The organism is Ruegeria sp. HKCCA4812 (genome assembly GCF_013034245.1).
In the GTDB taxonomy this organism is placed as follows: domain Bacteria; phylum Pseudomonadota; class Alphaproteobacteria; order Rhodobacterales; family Rhodobacteraceae; genus Ruegeria.
In genome coordinates this window covers 565660-588316 of sequence record NZ_WQFQ01000001.1, presented here as the reverse complement: position 1 = coordinate 588316, position 22657 = coordinate 565660, and the positions used below count along the sequence as shown (strand labels likewise).

26 protein-coding genes are annotated in these 22657 nt (G+C 59.9%); 9 read left to right on the top strand and 17 right to left on the bottom strand.

What is annotated here, in order from left to right:
- Positions 1 to 37 precede the first annotated feature (37 nt).
- The 3 genes from GOW04_RS02975 to prfA all read right to left on the bottom strand — a co-directional run bounded on the left by GOW04_RS02975 (position 38) and on the right by prfA (position 2755).
- Positions 38 to 616 (bottom strand): DUF4167 domain-containing protein, encoded by a 579-nt coding sequence (locus GOW04_RS02975; protein WP_152458205.1) that lies wholly within the window; start codon positions 614 to 616, stop codon positions 38 to 40.
- A gap of 241 nt (positions 617 to 857) precedes the next feature.
- Entirely contained in the window at positions 858 to 1703 is an 846-nt protein-coding gene (gene prmC, locus GOW04_RS02970; protein WP_171231505.1) for a peptide chain release factor N(5)-glutamine methyltransferase, read from the bottom strand.
- Positions 1700 to 2755, bottom strand: a complete 1056-nt coding sequence (gene prfA, locus GOW04_RS02965; RefSeq protein WP_171232029.1) for a peptide chain release factor 1 — start codon at positions 2753 to 2755, stop codon at positions 1700 to 1702. Before prfA ends, prmC begins: the two co-directional genes overlap by 4 nt.
- A gap of 62 nt (positions 2756 to 2817) precedes the next feature.
- Here prfA and GOW04_RS02960 point away from each other — a divergent pair, with 62 nt between their 5' ends.
- Entirely contained in the window at positions 2818 to 3099 is a 282-nt protein-coding gene (locus tag GOW04_RS02960) for a hypothetical protein (RefSeq protein WP_152458207.1), read from the top strand.
- A 15-nt stretch (positions 3100 to 3114) separates the two neighbouring features.
- Here GOW04_RS02960 and GOW04_RS02955 read toward each other — a convergent pair whose 3' ends face one another.
- From GOW04_RS02955 to GOW04_RS02940, 4 genes are all read right to left on the bottom strand, one after another.
- Positions 3115 to 3516, bottom strand: coding sequence for a DUF1499 domain-containing protein (locus tag GOW04_RS02955; RefSeq protein WP_171231504.1), 402 nt, complete (start codon positions 3514 to 3516; stop codon positions 3115 to 3117).
- Positions 3517 to 3582: 66 nt separating this feature from the next.
- Positions 3583 to 4530, bottom strand: coding sequence for an agmatinase (gene speB, locus GOW04_RS02950; RefSeq protein WP_171231503.1), 948 nt, complete (start codon positions 4528 to 4530; stop codon positions 3583 to 3585).
- Positions 4531 to 4617: 87 nt separating this feature from the next.
- Positions 4618 to 5586, bottom strand: coding sequence for an agmatinase (gene speB, locus GOW04_RS02945; protein ID WP_171231502.1), 969 nt, complete (start codon positions 5584 to 5586; stop codon positions 4618 to 4620).
- Between the two features lie 12 nt (positions 5587 to 5598).
- Positions 5599 to 6762 (bottom strand): M20 aminoacylase family protein, encoded by a 1164-nt coding sequence (locus GOW04_RS02940; RefSeq protein ID WP_171231501.1) that lies wholly within the window; start codon positions 6760 to 6762, stop codon positions 5599 to 5601.
- Positions 6763 to 6828: 66 nt separating this feature from the next.
- On the opposite strand from GOW04_RS02940, the gene mazG reads away from it, so the two are divergent.
- Genes mazG through GOW04_RS02925 form a run of 3 tightly spaced genes read left to right on the top strand, consistent with a single transcriptional unit; the run spans position 6829 to position 9137 of the window.
- Entirely contained in the window at positions 6829 to 7695 is an 867-nt protein-coding gene (gene mazG / locus GOW04_RS02935) for a nucleoside triphosphate pyrophosphohydrolase (protein ID WP_171232028.1), read from the top strand.
- 54 nt (positions 7696 to 7749) lie between these two features.
- Entirely contained in the window at positions 7750 to 8691 is a 942-nt protein-coding gene (locus GOW04_RS02930) for a nucleoside hydrolase (protein WP_171231500.1), read from the top strand.
- Positions 8688 to 9137 (top strand): N-acetyltransferase, encoded by a 450-nt coding sequence (locus GOW04_RS02925; protein WP_152458213.1) that lies wholly within the window; start codon positions 8688 to 8690, stop codon positions 9135 to 9137. Before GOW04_RS02930 ends, GOW04_RS02925 begins: the two co-directional genes overlap by 4 nt.
- Here the strand turns inward: GOW04_RS02925 and GOW04_RS02920 are convergent.
- From GOW04_RS02920 to GOW04_RS02900, 5 genes are all read right to left on the bottom strand, one after another.
- On the bottom strand, positions 9134 to 9298 hold the full coding sequence (locus GOW04_RS02920) for a hypothetical protein (protein WP_171231499.1): 165 nt from the start codon (positions 9296 to 9298) through the stop codon (positions 9134 to 9136). The genes GOW04_RS02925 and GOW04_RS02920 overlap by 4 nt on opposite strands.
- A 502-nt stretch (positions 9299 to 9800) precedes the next feature.
- The gene (gene eno / locus GOW04_RS02915) at positions 9801 to 11075 is read right to left on the bottom strand and encodes a phosphopyruvate hydratase (protein WP_171231498.1); all 1275 of its coding nucleotides are present in this window, start codon (positions 11073 to 11075) and stop codon (positions 9801 to 9803) included.
- A gap of 136 nt (positions 11076 to 11211) precedes the next feature.
- Positions 11212 to 12090: a DMT family transporter gene (locus tag GOW04_RS02910; protein WP_171231497.1), complete on the bottom strand. Its 879-nt coding sequence runs from the start codon at positions 12088 to 12090 to the stop codon at positions 11212 to 11214.
- Positions 12091 to 12223: 133 nt separating this feature from the next.
- A complete protein-coding gene (locus tag GOW04_RS02905; protein ID WP_152458216.1) occupies positions 12224 to 12637 on the bottom strand; it encodes a Fur family transcriptional regulator in 414 nt (137 codons plus the stop codon).
- Between the two features lie 65 nt (positions 12638 to 12702).
- Entirely contained in the window at positions 12703 to 13425 is a 723-nt protein-coding gene (locus GOW04_RS02900; RefSeq protein WP_152458217.1) for an endonuclease/exonuclease/phosphatase family protein, read from the bottom strand.
- 238 nt (positions 13426 to 13663) lie between these two features.
- Between GOW04_RS02900 and GOW04_RS02895 the strand changes: the two genes are divergently transcribed.
- Positions 13664 to 14551, top strand: coding sequence for a DMT family transporter (locus tag GOW04_RS02895; protein ID WP_171231496.1), 888 nt, complete (start codon positions 13664 to 13666; stop codon positions 14549 to 14551).
- A gap of 14 nt (positions 14552 to 14565) precedes the next feature.
- Here GOW04_RS02895 and GOW04_RS02890 read toward each other — a convergent pair whose 3' ends face one another.
- A complete protein-coding gene (locus tag GOW04_RS02890) occupies positions 14566 to 15984 on the bottom strand; it encodes a YdiU family protein (protein WP_171232027.1) in 1419 nt (472 codons plus the stop codon).
- Between the two features lie 85 nt (positions 15985 to 16069).
- On the opposite strand from GOW04_RS02890, the gene GOW04_RS02885 reads away from it, so the two are divergent.
- Complete coding sequence (locus GOW04_RS02885) at positions 16070 to 16489, top strand: cupin domain-containing protein (RefSeq protein WP_171231495.1); 420 nt, start codon at positions 16070 to 16072, stop codon at positions 16487 to 16489.
- A 97-nt stretch (positions 16490 to 16586) separates the two neighbouring features.
- Positions 16587 to 17354, top strand: a complete 768-nt coding sequence (locus GOW04_RS02880) for an extensin family protein (RefSeq protein WP_171231494.1) — start codon at positions 16587 to 16589, stop codon at positions 17352 to 17354.
- 17 nt (positions 17355 to 17371) lie between these two features.
- On the opposite strand, the gene GOW04_RS02875 is transcribed toward GOW04_RS02880, so the two are convergent.
- From GOW04_RS02875 to GOW04_RS02865, 3 genes are all read right to left on the bottom strand, one after another.
- Positions 17372 to 17833 (bottom strand): hypothetical protein, encoded by a 462-nt coding sequence (locus tag GOW04_RS02875; protein WP_171231493.1) that lies wholly within the window; start codon positions 17831 to 17833, stop codon positions 17372 to 17374.
- 10 nt (positions 17834 to 17843) lie between these two features.
- Entirely contained in the window at positions 17844 to 18134 is a 291-nt protein-coding gene (locus GOW04_RS02870; RefSeq protein ID WP_171231492.1) for a hypothetical protein, read from the bottom strand.
- A 77-nt stretch (positions 18135 to 18211) separates the two neighbouring features.
- The gene (locus GOW04_RS02865; protein WP_371814367.1) at positions 18212 to 19285 is read right to left on the bottom strand and encodes an anhydro-N-acetylmuramic acid kinase; all 1074 of its coding nucleotides are present in this window, start codon (positions 19283 to 19285) and stop codon (positions 18212 to 18214) included.
- A gap of 305 nt (positions 19286 to 19590) precedes the next feature.
- Between GOW04_RS02865 and tyrS the strand changes: the two genes are divergently transcribed.
- Positions 19591 to 20844 (top strand): tyrosine--tRNA ligase, encoded by a 1254-nt coding sequence (tyrS, locus tag GOW04_RS02860; RefSeq protein ID WP_171115528.1) that lies wholly within the window; start codon positions 19591 to 19593, stop codon positions 20842 to 20844.
- Here the strand turns inward: tyrS and GOW04_RS02855 are convergent.
- The gene (locus tag GOW04_RS02855; protein ID WP_171204900.1) at positions 20832 to 21323 is read right to left on the bottom strand and encodes a hypothetical protein; all 492 of its coding nucleotides are present in this window, start codon (positions 21321 to 21323) and stop codon (positions 20832 to 20834) included. The genes tyrS and GOW04_RS02855 overlap by 13 nt on opposite strands.
- A gap of 574 nt (positions 21324 to 21897) precedes the next feature.
- Here GOW04_RS02855 and GOW04_RS02850 point away from each other — a divergent pair.
- On the top strand, positions 21898 to 22653 hold the full coding sequence (locus GOW04_RS02850) for a 3-hydroxyacyl-CoA dehydrogenase (RefSeq protein WP_171231489.1): 756 nt from the start codon (positions 21898 to 21900) through the stop codon (positions 22651 to 22653).
- The last annotated feature ends 4 nt before the right edge of the window (positions 22654 to 22657 follow it).

Here is a 22657-nt window from a genome sequence, read left to right as displayed (position 1 = left end):
GGCTAGACCTCGGGGCTTTGCAAATTCTGATGACGGCTTATTCAGCCGCTTCCGGTGCGTCGCCATCCGTTTTGGGCGCATCTTCAGCCGCTGGCGCCGGTTTGGGTTTGCGTGCCCGCGGTTTGCGCGCAGGCTTTTCCTTCTTCTCAGCTGCCGGGGCTTCGGCCCCTTTGCTTTCCGGTGTCTCGACCAGACCGCTTTCCGGAGCAGCGTCCGGTGCCGCGAAATCCATTACGTCCGGCTGCGGCGCTTCGGCGGGATCGGCCTGCCGGGCCGCTTCACGTTCCTGGCGCTCGGCGCGCTCACGGTCACGCTCGGCCTGACGTTCGCGGTTCTGGCGCTCCTGCTCTTCGCGGCGCGCTTCAATCTCGCGCTGCGCCTCACTCAGCATGCGCAGATAATGTTCCGCGTGCTGCTGGAAGTTTTCCGCCGCAACGCGGTCGTTTGACAGCTGAGCGTCACGCGCCAGCTGATTGTACTTATCAATGATTTGCTGCGGTGTGCCACGCACCTTGCCTTCAGGGCCCGAGCTGTCAAAAACCCGGTTCACGACGTTACCGCCGGAAGGACGATTGCGGTTGTTCTTGGCCCGCGAGCGGGATTTGGAAGATCTCATTTTACTTTACGTCAGCCTTATCAATGCGCTGTCGCTCAACCCGTGTTTTGCACTGCTCAGAGGCGTTTGCCGTGACGGGATGTCGACTTTTTTGGGCTTGGCGTCAGGGGTGCGCTGCAACAGCGTCAACCTCGCCGACTAATCCTGAGTAAACATGTCCTGACCGTGCAGACAAGAGGAATCTGGGATTTTCACACGCTTTTTTACTCGGGGCAGCGTTTTTTGGCTTCAGACAACAGTTTCAACCCGGCATCTTCGCGCCGACAACCCGGTCACGCCCGTCCAGATCGGGGATTACGCGAATATCCGCCAAACCCGCCGCATCAAACAAGGCAGACACCAGATTTGCCTGTGTCGGGCCAATTTCCACAAGTATTCGCCCGCCTGGCAGCAGGTAATCCGGGGCCGAGGCCGCAATCTGCCGATACGCGCCCAGCCCGTCCCCTTCATCGGTCAGCGCCATGCGCGGCTCGTGCTCCCGCACTTCGGGCGAAAGATCCTTCATTTCGGTTACGGAAATATACGGTGGGTTGGAAACAATCAGGTCAAACTGGCCTTCAATGTCTTCAAACCAGTTTGACTGCGCAATCTCGGCTCGTCCTTGCACCTTGTGGAGCACGGCATTGGCGCTGGCCTGAAGACAGGCGGCTTCACTCAGGTCGACCCCAAGGCCCGAAGCGCTGGAGCGCTCCGCAAGCAGTGTGACCAGAATACAGCCCGACCCGACCCCGAGGTCCAAAACATGGTCGAAAGGTTCGCTCAGCGCGGCCTCGATCAAGGTTTCAGTCTCGGGGCGTGGATCCAGAACATCGGAACTGACGCGAAACCTGCGCCCATAGAACTCGCGTTCGCCCAGAAGATGAGACACCGGCACCCGAATGGCACGCAAAGAAACCAGCTGGTCATAGCGTTCAGCGATCTCGGGCTGCAACTCTTCCGGGGCAATCAGCGTCACCCGGCTGGCTTCTATCCGTGCGGCATGGGCCAACAACAGGCGCGCATCGCGCGCCGGGTCATCCACGCCCGCGGCCCTCAGACGCGCGGTTGCGGCCACCATGGCCTGCGCTGCTGTTTGCAGCCCCATCATTGCGCCATCTCGGCCAGCAATCGGGCCTGATCATCCGCCGTCAGAGCGTCAATCACTTCGTCCAGATCCCCCTGCATCACCTGATCCAGTTTATAGAGCGTCAGGTTGATCCGGTGATCCGTCATCCGCCCCTGTGGGAAATTATAGGTGCGAATGCGTTCCGAACGATCCCCTGATCCCACCTGGCTTGCCCGGTCGGCGGAACGTTCGCTGTCGATCCGCTGCCGCTCGAGGTCATAAAGCCGCGTCTTCAGCACCTGCATGGCGATCTCGCGGTTGCGATGCTGGGACTTCTCGGAACTTGTTACCACCAAGCCCGTCGGAATATGTGTGATCCGCACCGCCGAGTCGGTGGTGTTCACGTGCTGCCCGCCCGCGCCGGAACTGCGCATCGTGTCGATACGGATGTCATTGGCGTCTATCTGGATGTCGACATCCTCGGCCTCGGGCAGTACCGCCACCGTCGCCGCCGAGGTGTGGATGCGCCCGCCGCTTTCGGTTTCGGGCACGCGCTGCACACGGTGCACACCGGATTCGTATTTCAGCCGGGCAAAGACATTGTCGCCCTTGATATGGGCCACCACCTCTTTGATCCCGCCCAAATCAGAAGCCTGTTCTTCGATGATCTCGAACTGCCACCCGTGGGCCTCGGCATAGCGTTGATACATACGTAACAGATCGCCCGCGAACAAAGCGGCCTCGTCCCCGCCGGTACCGGGGCGAATTTCCAGCATCGCTGGGCGCGCATCCGCCGCATCCTTGGGCAACAGCGCCAGTTGCAGCGCGTGTTCCGCCTCGGGGATGCGCGATTGTAGGTCCGGAATTTCCTCTTCGGCCAACTCCTTCATATCCGGGTCGGCCAGCATCGCCTCGGCCTCAGCCAGGTCTGCCACCAGCTGGCGCCAGGCCATGATCTGATCGACCACGGGCTTGAGGTCGGAATATTCCTTGGCCAAGGCCGCAATATCGCCGCCCGATGCGCCATCCGCCATGGCTGCTTCGAGGTATTGGAAACGCTGGGTGATCTGTTCAAGACGTTCTTCGGGGATCATCCCGGCGGTGTCTATCATCCGGGGGCTTTGGTCAAGGGCCACGTCGTGCTAAGCTTGCTGTCATGAAACGGATTTTGCTTGCCCTTTTGCTGACGTCCACGCCGGTTTTCGCCGATTACATCGGCCCCGACGGCAAGACCCGCGATTGCTATTGCACCGACACGTCCGGGTCCCGCATTGAACTGGGTGAGATGATCTGCCTACAAGTCGACGGCCGCATGTTCACGGCACAATGCCAGATGTCCCTGAACGTGCCCATGTGGCGCGAGGTGCAGGAAGGGTGTTTATCGTCCGGGTTGCAAAGCGATCCAGTTGATCACTTTGAACAGGATGAGGCGTCCTGAGCGCCGGTAGAACAGTTACATCTGCTTCAACCACCCATCAACCCGTGCCTTGTTCACATCGAAATCCCTGCGCCCAAACCGCAAACGGCCATGGATGCGCAGCGTGTCGCCGTCCTGCTGAACAGTGGTATAGTCGGGAAAACCAATCCATTTCGTGCGGGTGACATAGGTGATCATGCCTTCATCGACCGAACCTGCCAAAACCGAGGTGCGCGGCGTGGCGCGGGCGATCCGATCGAGCTTTTGCAACCCTTCCGGGCCGGTTGCAACAACGCGCAGAACGCCACCCGGCAAGTCCTGATCAACCTCTGCAACCGGTGCAATATGCCATTGCACCAGAGCTGATGGGGCCAGCCGGATGTAAGCGCCCAGCCCAAGCACCAGCGCGATCACTGCCCACAGAACCATCTTTTTCATCCCGCTTTACCCTCTTGCAGAAGCCCTATGCGGATCAAGCGCCGGGGCAAGCCGTTCCGGGCCGGTTTACCGTGACGTCACACCCGGCAGGATGCACAGCATCTCGTAGATTAGGTTGGCTGCCGTCAGGGCCGTGTTGCCGGACGGGTCATACGGAGGTGAAACCTCGACCAGGTCACACCCCACCATATTCACGCCCTGCAACGCGTGGATCAGTTGCAGCGCCTGCGGCGTGGTCAGCCCGGCAATCTCTGGCGTACCCGTGCCCGGTGCAAAGGCCGGGTCCAGGCTGTCGATGTCATACGTGACATAGACCGGATGATCCCCGATGATCTTGCGGATCTGAGAGCCGATCTGCGTCAGATTCTGCTGCCACAACTCCCAGGCCGGGAACTGGCGGAAGCCCCAATCCCTGGCTTCGGTGAAATCCGAAGCCGCATAGCCCGATCCGCGAATGCCGATCTGAAAGGTCTTGTCGGGGACAATCAGCCCCTCTTCATAGGCGCGGCGGAAGACGGTTCCGTGGGTCTCTTTCTCGCCGAACATTTCGTCATTCACATCCGCATGGGCATCCACATGCACCAGAGCCACCGGCCCATACTTTGCCGCAATGGCCCGCAGGATCGGCAGGGTGATCGAATGATCTCCCCCCATCGCCACCGGGGTCACGTTCTTTTCCAGGATCGCATCATAGCTTTCCCTGATGATCCTCAGGCTGTCCGCAAGCGAAAAGGTGTTGATCGCCAGATCCCCGATGTCAGCGATTTGCAAGCTGTCGAACGGAGCCGCCGAGGTGGCCATGTTGTAGGGCCTTATCATCGCGCTTTCGCTGCGGATCTGTTTGGGTCCGAACCGGGTGCCCGATCGCCACGAGGTGCCGATATCCATCGGAATTCCCAGAACCGCCACATCCAGCCCCGCCAGCGAGGCTGCCTGGGGCAGGCGCATAAACGTATTCGGCCCCGAGAACCGCGCCAGATCATTGCCGCTGACCGGTTGATTGAATTCAGTCATGCGCGTTGTATCCCCATCCCTTCAACTTTCTTTACCCAGCACATACCGGCAGTATGGCTAACCAATGGTTAATGCGCGTCCAAACGGTTATGTTTTTGCCAGCTTGTTCCACCCCAACAGGCAGACGATCTGCGTCGCCACATGCGCCCCCGCAATCGCCGTGGCGCCGGATGTATCGAACGGCGGAGACACCTCGACTACGTCGCCGCCCTTGATGTTGATCCCGGCGATGTCGCGCAGGATGATCTGCGCCTGAATGGAACTCAAACCACCCCAAACCGGTGTCCCCGTACCCGGTGCAAAGGCCGGGTCCAGACCGTCGATGTCAAAGCTCAGATAGACCGGGCTGTCGCCCAGAATGCCCTTGATCTTCTGTGCCACGGCAGCGGGGCCGGATTCGTAGACCTCGCGCGCGTCGATGATGTTGACGCCCAGCGTGTCCTCGTTGGTGGTGCGGATCCCCACCTGGACGGAGCGTTTCGGATCCACGATCCCCGACTTCACCGCCTTGTAGAACATGGTGCCGTGGTCCACCCGGCTCATGTCGTCGTCGGCCCAGGTGTCGGTATGGGCATCGAACTGCAACAGCGACATCGGCCCGTATTTCTCGGCATAGGCCTTGAGGATCGGAAAGCTGATATAGTGATCGCCCCCCAGCGTAACCGAGGCCACATCCGCCGCCAGAATGGTGCGGATATGGTCGGTCAGCGTGTCTGGAAAGGCAGGGATATTGGCATAGTCATAGGCCATGTCGCCGTAGTCGATGATCGCCAGCTCGCTCAGCGCATCGAAGGGCCAGCCATAAGGCGCATCGGGAGATTGCAGCGCACTGGCCTCGCGGATCGCACGCGGGCCAAGACGGGTGCCCGGGCGGTTGGTCACCGCCTGATCAAACGGCACGCCGGTCACGGCGATGTCGGCACCGGTCAGGTTCTTGGTATACAGCCGGCGCAGAAACGAGGTCGCCCCGCCAAAGGTGTTTTCATAGGACAGTCCTTTGAGGTCCGGATTGGTGAATGCCTCATCCACCTGGTTTTTTGCGTCTTCCAGTGCCATTTCGCTCCCCCATCAGCCCAACGGCTGCGCCTTTTCCACGATCCGAGCGAAGAACGATGCCCCCACCGGCGCGATATCATCATTGAAGTTGTATTTCGGATGATGCAGCCCGGCACCCTCACCCTGCCCCAGGAACAGATAGGCCCCCGGCCGCGACTGCAACATGTACGAAAAATCCTCGGCCCCCATGTCGCGCCCCATTGTGTCGATCACCCGCTCAGGCCCCGACACTTCGCGCGCGACGGCCGCGGCAAAGGCTGCCTTTTCGGCATCGTTGATCGTCGCCGGATATCCAACCTGATATTCCAGCCGTGCCTCGACACCGTAAGACGCGGCCTGCCCCTGAACGATCTGCTCCATCCGCTCCATCACCATTTTCTGCACCGAAGGATCGAATGTGCGAACCGTGCCGTTCAGATAGGCGGTGTCCGGGATCACGTTGTTCACCGTTCCGGCATGGATCTGAGTGACCGAAACAACCAGGTCTTCCACCGCATAGTGGTTGCGGCTGACGATGGTCTGGATTGCTTGCGCAATGCCGCAGGCCGCCATGACCGGGTCGCGGGTCTGATGCGGCATGGCGCCATGGCCGCCGACGCCTTGGATATGAATATCGAACGTATCGACCGCCGCCATGATCGGCCCCGGCGTTGTATGGAACGTACCTTCCGGATTTCCCGGATCGTTGTGGATGCCATAGACCTCAGAGATATCGAACCGCTCCATGATGCCTTCCTCGACCATCACGCCCGCGCCGCCGCCTTCTTCCTCGGCCGGTTGAAAGATCAGGGCCACGCGGCCGCTGAAATTTCGCGTCTCGGCCAGATACCGCGCCGCGCCCAGCAGCATTGTGGTGTGCCCGTCATGCCCGCAGGCATGCATCTTTCCGGGATTCTTCGATGCATATTCGACGCCTGTTTCTTCGGTAATCGGCAATGCATCCATATCGGCACGCAGGCCAATGGTCGGGCCGTCGCCCTGCCCGTTGATGATCGCGACCATCCCGGTTTTTGCGATCCCTTCATGCAATTCATCAACCCCGAATTCACGCAGACGCTCGGCCACAAATGCGGCAGTCTGAAAGCACTCGAACTCCAACTCGGGTATCGTATGCAGATATTGGCGCCATCTGGTCATATCGGCAGAGAAATCGGCAATTCGGTTGACGACGGGCATCTGGGGTGGACTCCTGATCGGGACTGCGGGATGGATGCATCTGACACCGGAATGAAAGGGTTCGCAATGGCCGATAATCCTCTGATCCATGACAGTGACGCAGGGATCGAACGCCTGCTGGAAATCATGCGCCGCCTGCGGGATCCCCAAACCGGCTGCCCGTGGGATATCGAACAGGATTTCGCCACCATCGCGCCCTATACGATCGAAGAGGCCTATGAGGTCGCCGACGCCATCGAGCGTGAAGCCTGGGACGAGTTGAAGGGCGAGCTGGGCGATCTGCTGTTCCAATCCGTCTTTCACGCTCAAATGGCGGAAGAGGCGGGATATTTCACCTTTCAGGACGTGGTTCGCACCATGTCCGACAAGATGGTGGCCCGGCATCCGCACGTCTTCGGTGACGAATCCCGCGACAAATCCGCCGAACAGCAGACCAAGGACTGGGAAGCCATCAAGGCCGCCGAACGTGCAGGCAAGGAACAGAAAGGCGCGCTGGACGGGGTGGCCGCCAACCTGCCAGCCCTGTTGCGGGCGCATAAACTGCAAAAACGGGCCGCGCGCGTAGGGTTCGACTGGCCCGACGCCAGCCACGTACTGGCCAAGATCACCGAAGAAGCCGCTGAACTGGAAGAGGCGCGTGACAAGATGGACGCGGACGCGCTTGAGGATGAATTCGGCGATCTGCTGTTCGTGATGGTCAATCTGGGCCGCCACCTGGGTATCGAACCCGAAGCTGCGCTGCGCCGCACCAATGCCAAGTTCACCCGTCGCTTTGAACAGGTCGAGGCCCGGCTGGCCGAACGGGGAAAGACCCCCTCGCAAAGCGACCTGACCGAGATGGATGCGCTCTGGGACGAGGTCAAAACCGAAGAGCATCGCGCCAACGGCAAACTCCCGCCGGTTGAAGTCATAGCCGCACCCAGAAACGGGTAGACAAGGCACCCGACACTTGCGAGTGTCCCACCTTCACGACCACCGGAGACGCCCATGCCCCCTCGCAAGATCATCATCGACACCGATCCCGGACAGGACGATGCCGTCGCCATCCTGCTGGCGCTGGCCAGCCCGGAGGACATCGAGGTTCTTGGCATCACGGCGGTCGCAGGCAACGTGCCCCTGGAGTTGACCGCCAAGAACGCTCGGATCGTGTGCGAACTGGCGGGCCGGACCGACACACCTGTTTATGCGGGCTGCGACAGACCGTTGAACCGCCCGCTGGTCACGGCCGAGCATGTGCATGGCAAGACAGGTCTGGATGGCCCGGACCTGCCCGATCCGCAGATGCCGCTGGCCGAGGGGCACGCGGTGGATTTCATCATCGACACCCTGCGCGCTGAAGAACCGGACACGGTAACCCTTTGCCCGCTGGGGCCACTGACAAATATCGCAACCGCGTTCAGCAAGGCTCCGGACATTGTGGACCGGGTACAGGAAATCGTTCTGATGGGCGGAGCGTATTTCGAGGTCGGGAACATCACCCCGACAGCTGAGTTCAACATTCATGTCGACCCGGAAGCTGCTGATATCGTTTTCAAATCCGGAAGGCCGATTGTGGTCATGCCGTTGGATGTCACGCATAAGGCGCTGGTCACCAAACCCCGCAATGATGCTTTCCGTGCTCTGGGAAACAAAGTCGGACTCGCTGTGGCCGAGATGACCGATTTCTTTGAGAGGTTCGACAAGGAAAAATACGGCAGCGCGGGTGCGCCTTTGCACGACCCTTGCGTGACCGCCTATCTGATCCGGCCCGAGCTGTTTTCAGGCCGTCATGTGAATGTCGAGATTGAAACCCAGTCCGAGCTGACAATGGGCATGACCGTCGCCGATTGGTGGGGCGTAACCGACCGCGCGCCCAATGCGCTGTTCATTGGGGAAATCGACGCCGACGGCTTCTTCAATCTTTTGACGGAAAGGCTGGCCAGATTATGAGCGCCGCCCTGCGCCTGGCGCGCCCCGAAGACCTGGATCGTCTGATGGCACTGGTCACCGCCTTCCATACCGAGGCCGGATTGACGCAAGACCCGGACCAGACCCGAAATGCTCTGACACCCCTGCTCGAGGGTATTCCCCATGGCTGTGTCTATCTGATCGGCCCCGGACGGGCGCCGTTGGGCTACATCATTTTGACCTTCGGCTGGTCCGTCGAATTCGGCGGGATGGACGGTTTCGTGGACGAAATCTATATCCGACCCGCTGTTCGCGGCCGCGGCATCGCGACCGAAGTTCTGCTGGCACTGCCCAAAGCTTTGTCCGAAGCCGGGCTGACTGCCCTTCATCTGGAAGTCGACCGACACAACGAAGCCGCTCAGAAAATCTATCTGCGCACCGGGTTCAAACCACGCGACAGATATATGCTGATGAGCAAGTTGCTTTAACGAGACTCGCCGCGGAAGATATTGGCCGGGTTCATGTCCTGTACCGGGTCATTCACCGAGACCGGGTCTCCGGTAATTGGGTAGGTTCCCGGACCCGCGCAGGCGGAAAGAACTGTGACAGAAGCTGCTGCGATTACCAGAAGGAATTTGGATACAGACATCGTGGTCTCCTTTCTGCAATGCATCCAGATTAGATCACGTGGCTGTGATTTACTTAGTAACAAGTTCACACATAATGTGATTTTTGCATTCTTTTTTGATACAAAAAGGCTAGTGCAAGACGCCTGCAGAACAAAAACCATTGAAATGATTGCGCAATCCGGATCACGCCTCTTTCGCAAAAAGATCGAAGATTTCTTCGAAAACTTTCAACTTCAACTGCAAGCAGGCCCGGCAATCTTAAACCCAAAGAAGGATCGAACCAGAAAGGTTCAATCAAGGGTGGATATCAGCTGAAGCCATGTTTCCCGCCGCAACTTTCACCGGGATCGTCCGGAAGATGCTGGTTCAAGGCCCATTAAACGCTTGAATCCAAGAGGTCCGAAGGGTCAACAACACCAATTGATCAATCACAGGGGTTACGGCGCGGGCGGCGGAACGACCGCTTGACGGATCAGAGACCGGACTTTGAAAAATGGGGGCCGTTGGCCCCCAATTCCATGCTTATTTCAGGATCGACGCGCCGGCGTATTCGGCCACTTCCCCCAGCGACTCCTCGATGCGGATCAGCTGGTTGTATTTCGCCAACCGGTCCGATCGTGCAAGCGAGCCGGTTTTGATCTGACCACAATTGGTGGCAACCGCCAGATCGGCAATGGTCGCGTCCTCGGTCTCGCCCGAACGGTGCGACATCACGTTGGTGTAGCGCGCGCGGTGTGCCATATCGACGGCGCGCAGGGTTTCCGTCAGCGAGCCGATCTGGTTCACCTTGACCAGCATCGAGTTCGCACAGCCACGTTCGATCCCTTCGGCCAGACGTTCCGGGTTGGTCACGAACAGATCATCACCAACCAGTTGCACCTTGTCGCCGATGGCATCGGTCAGGGCCTTCCAGCCATCCCAGTCATCTTCGGACATGCCGTCTTCGATCGAGATGATCGGATAGTCATTGACCAGCGCAGACAGATAAGCCGCGTTTTCCTCGGATGTCAGGGTCGTGCCCTCACCCGACAGAACATATTTGCCGTCTTTGTAATACTCGGTCGCCGCGCAATCGAGCGCCAGGTGGATTTCCTCACCCGGCTTGTAGCCCGCCTTTTCGATGGATTTCAGAATGAAATCCAATGCTTCACGGGTCGAGGCGATGTTGGGGGCGAAACCGCCCTCATCACCCACACCGGTCGCCAGACCTGCGCCTGACAGTTCCTTTTTCAGCGTATGGAACACCTCGGACCCCATGCGCACCGCTTCGCGAATGTTCGCGGCGGCGGTCGGCATGATCATGAATTCCTGAATGTCGATCGGGTTGTCGGCATGTTCGCCACCGTTGATGATGTTCATCATCGGCACCGGCAGAACCCGCGCCGCGGTGCCGCCCACATAGCGATACAGAGGCTGGGTGGTGAAATCCGCCGCCGCCTTCGCCGTGGCCAGCGAGACACCCAGGATAGCGTTCGCACCCAGACGGCCTTTGTTTTCGGTGCCGTCCAGCTCGATCATGGCCTGGTCAATAGCCACCTGCTCGGTCGCGTCAAAGCCTACCAGTTCTTCGGCAATCTCGCCGTTCACGGCGGCGACGGCTTCCAGAACGCCTTTGCCCATATAGCGCGCCTTGTCGCCATCGCGTTTTTCAACCGCCTCATAGGCACCGGTGGACGCGCCCGAGGGCACGGCAGCGCGGCCCATGGTGCCGTCTTCCAGAATCACGTCAACTTCGACTGTCGGATTGCCCCGGCTGTCCAGAATTTCGCGTGCGTGGATGTCGATGATGGTGCTCATGAAGCCTGTCCCTGTGACTGCGGTCGGTTGCACGCGTCATAGCAGCAACCGGCCAAAAGTAAACCGGTTCCGTTAACGCTAACACGCATATTCCCGGACATTTAGGGCTAACAATTCGTTGTTTGCGCCAACAGGGTCAGGCGGGTGCCAGTTCCCGCGCCAGACGCCGTTCGCGGACAAAGGTATAAAGACCCGAACCGATGATCAGGGTCGCCCCCGCCATTGTCAGCGCATCAGGGCGTTCACCGAACACCAGCATTCCAGCAAGGATCGAAAACACCAGACGCGTGTACCGGAACGGCATCAGGGCCGAGGCTTCGCCCACCCTCATCGCAGTGACAATGCCGTAATAGCCCAGCACGCCAAATCCGATCGCCCCCGCATAAGGGCCTGTTTGACCGGCTTGAACCGGCACGAAGGATGCCCCGGACATGACCATCAGAACCAGGCCGGCCACAGCCACCGCAATATAGGCCTGCATCGCAACGACGGATGAGGGCACGCGTGGGTCCAGCTTGCGGGTGATCAGATCGCGCGCCGCAATGGCGACCACGGACAACACCACAAACAGGGATTCCGGCCGAAAGCCCTCCATCCCCGGGCGGATGATCATCAGAACACCGACAAAGCCGACGCCGATCGCGCTCCAGCGGCGCCAGCCGACCTGCTCTCCAAGGAACAGGGCCGCACCCATGGTGACGACCAGCGGCATGGCCTGAAACACGGCCGCAACGGTGGACAGGTCGATCAGAGACAACGCCGTCACGAACGCCACCGCGCCAAAGCCTTCGGTCGCAGCGCGGATCAATGGCAGGGTTTTCCATGCCACGGGGTCAAAGATCCGCTTTCGGGTGACCACTGACATCGTGGCGAACACGAGCCCGCAAAACACGCCCAGAAACACCATGATCTGCCCTGTCGGCACAGAGCCGGACAGGAGCTTGATGAACATGTCCTCAAGTGCAAAGGCCGCCATCGACCCGATGAGCAGCAGGATGCCGTTTACGTTGTTCATTTGCGCGTCCGTTGGAAAGGGCACATCTGGTGCCTGTAGATGCACAACAACCTCAACCAACGGCATCTGGCAAGACAATTCCCGTCACGCCTGATGAATTAAAGTGAGCGGATCAATCGCGTTTTGTGATGGGTCAGTCCTTTTCCAGCGGGACGCCATACAGCTCCAACCGGTGCCCCTTCAGCTTGTACCCAAGCTTGGCGGCGATTCTTTCCTGCAGGGCTTCGATCTCGGGGTCGACGAATTCGATAACCTCTCCTGACTGCATGTCGATCAGGTGGTCGTGATGATCGCGCTCGGCGTCCTCGTACCGGGCCCGTCCGTCGCCGAACTCAAGGCGTTCCAGAATACCAGCCTCTTCGAACAGTTTGACCGTGCGATAGACCGTTGCAATGGAAATGCCTTTGTCCACGGCAGACGCCCGCGCATAGAGTTCCTCGACATCCGGGTGGTCGTCGCTCTGTTCCAGCACCTGCGCGATGACCCTTCTTTGACCGGTCATGCGCAGCCCCTTGGCTTCACAACGCCCAATAATCGTTTCCGACATGATGCCCCTCAGACTTGCTCGGGTGTCTGTCTTAATATGTCTGCGCAGGTTTCGCTACAGGGATTTCACCTTTTGCGACCTTCTGATCTGGCGCGCGTCAGATCGGCCCAGACCGGCAGGTGATCAGATGCAATATGCGCGGGACGTGTGTCGTGAACACCGTGCGCCACGGCCTGTATTCCGCTGCCCAGCGCGATCCGATCCAGCGCGCCCAGGGGCTGCGCGGCGGGAAAACTTGGTCTGGGGGGCAGAAACCGCATTTCGGGGACCAGGTGATCCAGAACTGGCTGACGTGACCACTCGTTGAAGTCACCGGCCCAAACTGTCGGCATCTGGTCCATATCCCAGTCGTTCCGCCGAATGTGCAAAATCTGCTGTCTCCGCGACGCTGGCAGAAGCCCCAGATGCATACCCATCACGCGCAATGGCCCGATATGGGTGTCGAACTCGACCCGAACCGCCCCGCGCGGCTCCAGCCCCGGCAACTCGTGATGCCCTTTTCGGCGGACCGAGATCCCCTCTCCGCGCCAGATCACCGCGTTGCCGTGCCAGCCCAGACTGCCCGCGCCGCCCAGATCGACGATCTGCCATCCCGCCTCGTCCAACATGAAATGCGGCAGCGCGGCCGGACGGGGCGGCAGGCGCTTGTCAGCCTCCTGCAACACCACGATATCCGCTTTCATGTTTTCGATGACTTGCAGAATACGTTGGGGTTGACGCCGGAAATCCAACCCGACGCATTTCTGGATGTTGTAGCTTGCGATACGCAGCGTGGACGAAGTTGGCATGAACGCGTGACCAAATGAATTGACCCTAAAGTGCCATGCCTGACGTGAGGCGCAACCCCTCTGCTTGGTTTCCTGCTGCGACAATTCCGATACGCCACCCGCCCCCGGCAATCTGCCTGTTGTTTCGGCGATTGAAACCTGGCTGGTATCAAAGCAAAGGTTCCGCTTGATCCCCGGCCCTGCAACGCTCTATCCCGATGCGGTGACGACAACGCATCGCAGCAAAAGGGGGGCCCGCATGAGCCTGAGCCAGACCCAACCCGACAACAGCACCCGGGCCAGTATGGTTTTGGTGACAGGCGGCGCGCTGTGGGGCCTTTATTGGATTCCGGTGCGGTTTTTCTACGATCAGGGCCTGACCGGCCCCTGGTCAGGGATCGCAATGTACTGCGCGGCCCTGATTGCGTTGATCCCCTTTGTCTGGCCCGACAGACGCATGCTGGCCCGGCAATGGCGCGATTTGATGCTCAGCGGGATGTTCACAGGGGCTGCATTCAGCCTGTATTCGATCAGCCTTGTCTACACCGACGTCGTCCGCTCGATCCTGTTGTTCTATCTCACTCCGATCTGGGGCACGATTCTGGGCGTCGTATTTCTGAAAGAACGCCTGAGCCTGATGCGCCTAGCGGGCCTGATCTGCGGGCTTGGCGGGCTGTTTGTCGTGCTCGGAGGCGCCGGATTCGTGCCATGGCCGCAGAACTTGGGCGACTGGCTGGCGCTGGCATCGGGCATATGCTGGGCATTGGGCACACTGGGCCTGTACAAGGCTGGCAACATGACCATCTCGGGTCAGGTTTTTGCCTTTGTGATTGGCGCGTTGTTGCTGTCGCTTGTCAGCCTGCTGATGCTTGGGGGCCAAACCCTGCCGAACATCACAAGCGAAGAGTCGATCCGCATAGCGGGATACGCGCTGCTGTCGGCCTTTTATGTCCTGCCGATGATCTACATGACCATCTGGCCAGCAACCAAGCTGTCCCCCGCAAAGGTCGGCCTGCTGCTGATGAGCGAGGTTGTCGTTGGCATCGCGTCGGCCGCCGCCCTGTCAGGAGAACCATTTGGCCTGCGGGAATTTCTGGGCGCCACCCTGATCGTCAGCGCTGCGGTGTTGGAAATCCTGCGGAAATAGACGCGGGCTGCGCGTTATGTCCCGCAGAATGTCGCATGAACCACCTCATTTTCGGCCGGAGGACGCCTCAGTTCTTCCGCATCCCCCTGATCCTCGTACGGTCGTGCCAACACAGCGTTCAACCGGTCGAAGGGCGCATAGTCGCCCTGCACCGCCGCCTGGATCATCTGTTCGATCCGGTGATTGCGCGGAATGAATGCAGGGTTTGCGGCGGCCATCACCTCCTGTGGCGTCGCTTCGTGCGCCAACCGTGCGCGCCAGTCTTTTTCCCAGGTGTCAAACGCTGCCGGGTCAAGGAACTGATCCCGCGCCGTGCCGCCGCCCAGCGCCCGGAAGGTATTGGTGAAATCCGCCTGCCCCTCGGCCATGCGCTTCAGAAGATCGGTGATCAGTTCCTGATCGCCCTCGTCTGCGGTTGCCAGTCCGATCTTCGCCCGGAACCGGGACAACCAGTTCTGTTGCAGCAGGTCCGGCATCGCGTGGACGATCTCGGTCGCCTCTTCCACGGCGGCCTCTTTGTCGTCCATCTGCTGGATCAAGGACGTTGCCAACTGCGCGAGGTTCCACACCGCGATATCGGGCTGGTTCGAATAGGCATAACGACCCATCCGGTCAATCGAGCTGTAGACGGTGTTGGGGTGATACGTATCCATGAACGCACATGGGCCATAGTCAATGGTCTCGCCCGCGATCGAGCAGTTGTCGGTATTCATCACGCCATGGATGAACCCCACGCTCATCCACTGTGCAATCAAACCGGCCTGCGCATCGCGCACCGAACGTAACAGGCCCATCGGCCCTTCTGCCTTGGGATAATGCCGCGCAATGGCATAGTCCGTCAGGCGCTTCAGGCTGTCCATCTGCCCACGCGCGGCAAAAACCTGAAATGTCCCCACCCGCAGATGACTGGATGCAACCCGGGTCAGAACAGCTCCGGGCATCGGAGCTTCGCGAAAGACGGTCTCGCCGGTTTCCACCGCTGCCAAGGCACGTGTGGTCGGAATGCCCAGGGCATGCATCGCCTCGGATACCACATATTCCCGCAGCACCGGCCCCAGCCAGGCCCGGCCATCGCCCCGGCGGGAAAACGGCGTAGGGCCCGAACCTTTCAGCTGGATGTCCCGGCGCACCCCGTCCGTTCCGACCGTCTCGCCCAGCAACACCGCACGTCCGTCGCCCAACTGCGGGTTGTACTGCCCGAACTGATGCCCGGAATAAAGCTGTGCGATTGGCTCGGCACCTTCGGGAATACTGTTTCCCGCAAAGGCTTCGGCCATGTCCTCGACATCTCCGGGCGAAATCCGCAGCAACTTGGCCAGATCATCGTTGAACGCAATCATCCTTGGCGCGCGCACGGGAACCGGTGACTGCCGTGCAAAGAACGCATCCGGCAGACGGGCATAGGAGTTATCGAAGGGGATTTTCAGGGTCATGCCGTAAACATATCCCTCGGACGCATGAATACCATAGCGGATCACACCGGCCCGTGCATAATCGCACCCAAACACGAGGAACCACATGACCGCACAAGAGATTATCGAACGCTTGAACCTGCAACGGCATCCCGAAGGTGGTTGGTACGCCGAGACATGGCGCGCCGAAAACGAAGGTCGCCCCACCGGCACCTGCATCTACTTCCTGTTGCAGAAAGGCGAAAGCAGCCACTGGCACCGCGTCGATGCAACCGAGATCTGGCTGTACCATGCCGGCGCGCCGCTTGTCCTGTCGCTCAGCGCAATGGACCAAGGCCCCGCCACCGAACATGTGCTGACCCCCGATCTTTCCTCTGGCGCACCACAATTGATCGTCCCGGAAAGCCATTGGCAAGCCGCCCGCAGCACGGGTGATTACACGCTGGTCAGTTGCACGGTCTCGCCCGGTTTCCAGTTCGAGGGGTTCGAACTGGCTGCACCGGGCTTCGATATCCCCAAGGCGTGAATGTTTACATAACGATCCCTGAAAAGGTCAGTTTACAGACGGTTGCCCATTGATCATTCTGTACACGCAGCCACAGGCGACGGAGTAACGAGTAAGAATGAAACAGGTCCTGCTGACTGTCTTGTTCTTGTGTCAAAGCGCAGCATTCGCCAGCGCAGAGCCCGCTTGCGCCGAGGCCCGTCTTGCATCCGATCTGACTGCGCCAGAGCTGATCGGGGAAGAAACGGCTGAAGATGCTGACCCGACCGTGACAGCCGAACCTGCGGTGCTGGTTTCCAGGCGTCCTGCCCTGCGACCCTGCAAGTTTCGGCAATTCGAAGCGGGCCGTGAACGAATGCAGGCGCGGGGCGCCGTGTGCGGCGACTGGACCATTCTGGGCGAAACACGCAAGCCCGTCGCGGGAAAGGCCCGCGGATGCGGGATCACGAACCCGGTTCGCGTTTACAAAATCTCTGATATCGCACTCAGCCAATTCTCATTGATGGATTGCCAGACAGCGGTCACGCTGAAAACGTGGATCGAAAACACGGCCAAGCCAGCCTTTGCCGATATGGGCGGCGGGCTGAAGGGGATGCGGATCGTTGGCCACTATGCCTGCAAGACCCAGAACAACCACCCGCGTTCACGCATCTCGGAACATGCGCGCGGAAAGGCGATCGACATATCGACCTTTGTTCTAAAGGACGGAACACAGATCACGGTCCGGGACGGATGGAACAACGCGCAAGGCGCTGTTTTGCGAAAGCTGCACGAAGGCGCCTGCGGCATATTTGGAACCGTGCTTGGCCCGGACGCCGACCGCTATCACGTCGGGCATTTCCATTTTGACACAGCCCGCCGCAAGGGCGCTCCGGTGTGTCGATGAACCTTCGGGTTGCGCCTCTATTTGTCGCTTCGGCTTTTGATCAACAAATTGATCAGCGGCACCAGCAGCGTCGCTGCCGATCCCAAAGGGTTCGATCCAATGCTCTTGACCGCCTGCACGACCTCTTTGGCCTCTGCGGTCATCTCCTCCAATTCGTCTTCAATATCCGCTATGGCCATATCGCGCACCTCGACGGCCGGTGCGACTTCGTCGTCGATATTTCGGCGTTTTGCAATCAGCACCATAAGCCCGGCGAAAACGATGTTTCCAAAGGCCAACAGCGCCGCCGCCGATGCTGGTGACATCGAGCTTTGAAGCGCCAGGAACAAGGAAACATTCAAAAGAACCACCGCCGACAATGCCGCGATGCCCGCGATGCCCATCAGAATAGTCTGCTGCTGAACCACCCCAAGACGGCGGCGCGCAATCAAACGTTCGGTCCGATAGATCGTAACCAGGTTCTTGCTCAGTCTGCTCATAACCCGCCTCCTAGCCCTGCGCGCGCCCGACGACGTACCCAAGCGAAAACGCAATCAGCAACGCCGTGATCGGATAGTCTTTCTGAAGCCGACCGAACTCCTCGACAACGTCATGTCCCAAGGACTGAACCTGGCTCAGGTCGATCCCGTGGTCTTCCAGCAGTTGCCGGATTTCATCCGACGATTTGGTGCCCTCAGGTGAACCTTCGGAACCCGCTTCCTTTTCGGCCTGCGCCTCCAACGTCGCATTCCGCTTTCGCAACTTCTCCAACTCGGCCTCAAGCTCTGCCTTGGTCGCCATACTGCCATGCCCCTGATCCATCTGTCTGGGCAATCGTCGCACAAAGAGTTGTTTTTTTGAACTGTTTTCGGATCGGGTTATCCGACCGGGTCCATCGACACCGTACTGACGACCCCGCCACCGACAAGCGCCTGAACGCCGGTGGTTCCAGGACAAGAGGTCGGCAACCCTCGCGCGACGCGCACCGCCAGATAGGCAAACGCCTGCGCCTCAAGCATGTCGCCGTCCAGCCCCACCGCCTCAACCGGTTCGACCGGGCAATCCAGCGACACGCGCAACATCTCCATCAGCACCGGGTTGCGCCTGCCGCCCCCGGTGACCAACACACAGGACGGAGGTTTCGGACAGTGCTCCATCCCCTGCACAACAGCTGCGGCGCACATACCGGTCAGAGTCGCCACCGCGTCAGCGTCATTGAGCTCCTTGACCAAACCAATCATTTCCGAAAAATCGTTCCGGTCCAGGGATTTCGGCGGCATGCGGGAAAAATACGGCTCGGCCAGAAACAGCTCCAGCGCGCCCATTTCCACCGTTCCATCGCGCGCAAGTGCCCCGTCGCGGTCCATCGGAAGCCCCAGCCGGGCCTGCATCAGATCATCGACCGGCGCATTGGCCGGGCCTGTATCAAAGGCCAGCAACGCTCCGGGCGCTTCGGGGCCTTCGAACGCCGGATCCACATAGGTCAGGTTGCCGACCCCGCCCAGGTTCAGGAAACACAGCGGCCGGTCCGCGCCGAACCATTTGGCACAGGCGAAATGAAAGAAGGGCGCAAGCGGAGCCCCCTCGCCACCCATCGCCACATCGTCGCTGCGGAAATCCCAGACCACCGGGCGCCCAAGGGCCTGCGCCAGCCCCAGCCCGTCACCGACCTGCAAGGTCCCGCGCCCGCGCGGCTCATGCGCCAGCGTTTGCCCGTGAAAGCCGATCAGATCCACATCCTCGAACTCGGACAGTGCTTCGGCATGTGCGATTGTCACCATCTCTGCCGCCGCATCGACCTGGGGTCCGTGCCACTGGCCCAGCGCGGCACGCAACACGTCGCGTTCGGCATCCGAATAGGCGCGGTATCCACTGTCCCCAAACCCGTAAATCGAATGCCCGTCGGTTTCCACCACCGCGGCATCAACCCCGTCCATGGATGTGCCGGACATTGCGCCCAAAGCCCGGAGCTTTCCGTATTTCGCGATGGTCTGGCCCAAGCCTGCCTCCTGAATTGGCTGTGTCTTTCGCCGCCTCCGGGTCCGGAATTTCACCTTTGGGTTGCAGCCCGGTCAACGTGCCTTCTGTTGGGGCGCAAAGGCAAGCGTTCCGGACCGGCCCGGCATTTTTTTTCTCAAGGCGCGTGTCTCGATCGACACCCTCCACCGCACCCCGCGCCCGAGGTGAAAAGGTGGCTTTTCCTCCCACGCGCTGCCGCCTATACAGTGCCCCGCAACATTAACCCAAAGGGCACGATATGACCTACCACCCCAAATCGGATTTCATCGCCACGATGATCGAGCGCGGTTTTCTCGCCGACTGCACCGATTATCAGGGCCTTGACGACGCGCTGATCAGTGGGTGCAAACCGGCCTATATCGGCTTTGATGCCACGGCCAAGTCGTTGCATGTGGGCAGCCTGATCCAGATCATGATGCTGCGCTGGTTCCAGAAAACCGGTCACCAGCCGATAACCCTGATGGGCGGCGGAACCACAAAGGTTGGCGACCCTTCGTTCCGCGCGGATGAACGCCCCCTGCTGGGGCCCGAACAGATCGACGAAAACATCGCGGGCATCAAAAAAGTGTTCTCGGCTTATATCGACTATGACACAGAGGCCGAGAACAAAGCGTTGATGCTGAACAATGCCGAGTGGCTGGACGACCTGAACTACCTCGATTTCCTGCGCGACATCGGGCGTCATTTCTCGGTCAACCGGATGCTGAGCTTTGAATCGGTGAAATCCCGACTGGACCGTGAACAATCACTGTCCTTTCTCGAATTCAACTACATGATCCTACAGGCCTATGACTTCCTGGAACTGAACCGCCGCTATGGTTGCTTGCTTCAGATGGGCGGCAGCGACCAGTGGGGCAATATCGTCAACGGGATCGACCTGACCCGCCGCGTGCTGGACCACGAGATCTACGGCCTGACCTCACCCCTGCTGACCACCAGCGACGGCAAGAAAATGGGGAAATCTCAGGATGGCGCGGTCTGGCTGAACGCTGACATGCGTTCGCCCTACGAGTTCTGGCAATTCTGGCGCAACACGACCGACGCGGATGTCGGGCGGTTCCTGAAGCTATACACCGAAATGCCGGTGGACGAGTGCGATCGTCTGGGCGCGCTGCAAGGGTCCGAGATCAACGAGGCCAAGATCCGTCTTGCCAACGAGGTGACAACTCTGGCCCATGGTGCGCAGGCCGCGGCGAACGCCGAAGCCACTGCGCGCGAAGTCTTCGAAAAGGGTGGCGTGGGCGGGGATCTTCCGACCCTGACCCTCAGCGAGGCCGAACTGGGTGACGGCATGTCCATCGTGCAGATCATCGTCAAATCCGGCCTCGCCAAATCCGGCAAAGAGGCCAAGCGCCTGATCGCCGAAAACGGTGCCAAGCTGGACGACGCGCCACTGACCGATGCCGGGCTGATGATTGACGCAAATGCCCTGTCTTCGCCGATCAAGCTGAGCGCAGGCAAAAAGCGCCACGCGCTGGTTCAACTGGGCTGACCCGGCAAGGCTGAAAGACACGAAACTGCAACGGCCACCCAAACGGGTGGCCGTTTTTCATTCAGTAAGCCGTGCTTATCTGCGTTCTTTTCCGCCGCCACGACCGGGCCGGTCGCCACTTTCGTCATTGTTGGCGTTATGACCGCGGCCCGGGCTGCTGCCTTCACCGCCATTGCCATGGCCGTTGTTGCCCTTACCACCACCTTTACCCTTGCCGCCTTTACCTTCGCCTTTGCCTTCACCACCGCCGGATTCACCACCGCCACCGGATTCACCTCCACCGCCGGATTCATCACCGCCACCGGATTCGCCACCGCCACCGGATTCACCTCCACCGCCGGAGTCACCTCCACCGCCAGATTCACTTCCGCCGCCGGATTCACTTCCTCCACCGCCGGACTGGCCGCCTCCATTGTTTTCGCTTTCTTCAGACGCGCCGCTGGGGCCACTTTCACCGCCTCCGACAGTTCCACCAGCATCGGCGAATCCAGACCCACCGGGTTCAGAGCCGCGGCTTTCACCCCGATTTTCTGCGGAACCAGACAGGCTTGCCGTCGGCAAATCCGTCAGCAACGCGGCCAGCCCCGGGCATTGCGCCCCGGTTACACTCAAGGTTGTTTCAAAGTCGGCCCGCTTTTGAAGCCTGTCCAGAAAGCTCGGGGTTACCTGCACACAATCGCACAACCCGGCATAGTCCCCTGCGTTGGCAAGATTTCGAGCCGTTTTCCAGTTGCAGGTTTCCGGTGCGGCAGCAGCATCGCCAACCATCACCATTCCAAAAACAGGCACAGCGACAACTGCACCCAGTATGTGTTTCGTACTTATTACCATAACAGATCCTCCTGGCGGAAAAACACACAAAGGCGCCGAGTTCTTCACTCACGAACAGGCGCGTTTTCGTGAAGTCGGCATTAAGTATTGTTGAGGATCGGCCGAAACATCGGGGCCAAGGACCCTACCCGCCAACCAAGTTCCTGCTTTCTCAATTTTGTGGACTCTGGCCCCAAAATGCAGTTATTGAACAAGTGTTCATATCCTTGGGAGGAGTTCACCATGCACCTGTCCACCACTGCCGCCCTCATTACCGGAGGCGCGTCCGGTCTGGGCGAAGCCACGGCACGCCACTTCGCCTCGGAAGGCGCGCAGGTCACCATTCTGGATCGTGACGCAGATCGCGGCGCACAGGTCGCCGCCGAGATTGGCGGGAATTTCGCGCAAACGGATGTGACCGACGAAGAGTCGGTGGCCGCAGCCGTGCGCCATGGCATGGACAAGATGGGCAAGATCACGGCCACGGTGAATTGTGCAGGTATCGCCTATGGTATTAAGACTGTCGGCAAGGATGGCCCTCACCCTCTGGATGCTTTCCAGCGTACGATCAACATCAATCTGGTTGGCACCTTCAACGTGTCCCGGCTGGCCGCTGTCGAAATGGCAAAGAATGAACCCGAACCAGATGGGGCACGCGGGGTGATCATCAACACCGCCTCGATCGCTGCGTTTGACGGGCAAAAGGGTCAGGCGGCCTATGCGGCCTCGAAAGGCGGTGTCGTGGGCATGACGCTGCCGATGGCCCGCGACCTGGTCTCGACCGGCATTCGCGTCATGACCATCGCGCCGGGCATTTTCATGACCCCGATGCTGGCGGGCCTGCCCGAAGAGGTGCAACAACAGCTTGCCGCCGACGTCCCGAACCCTGCCCGCCTTGGCGATCCGCAAGAATTCGGAAGACTGGCCGGCTTCATCGTCGAGATGGGCTATCTGAACGGTGAGGTCATCCGCATCGACGGTGCCCTGCGTATGCGCTAAACCG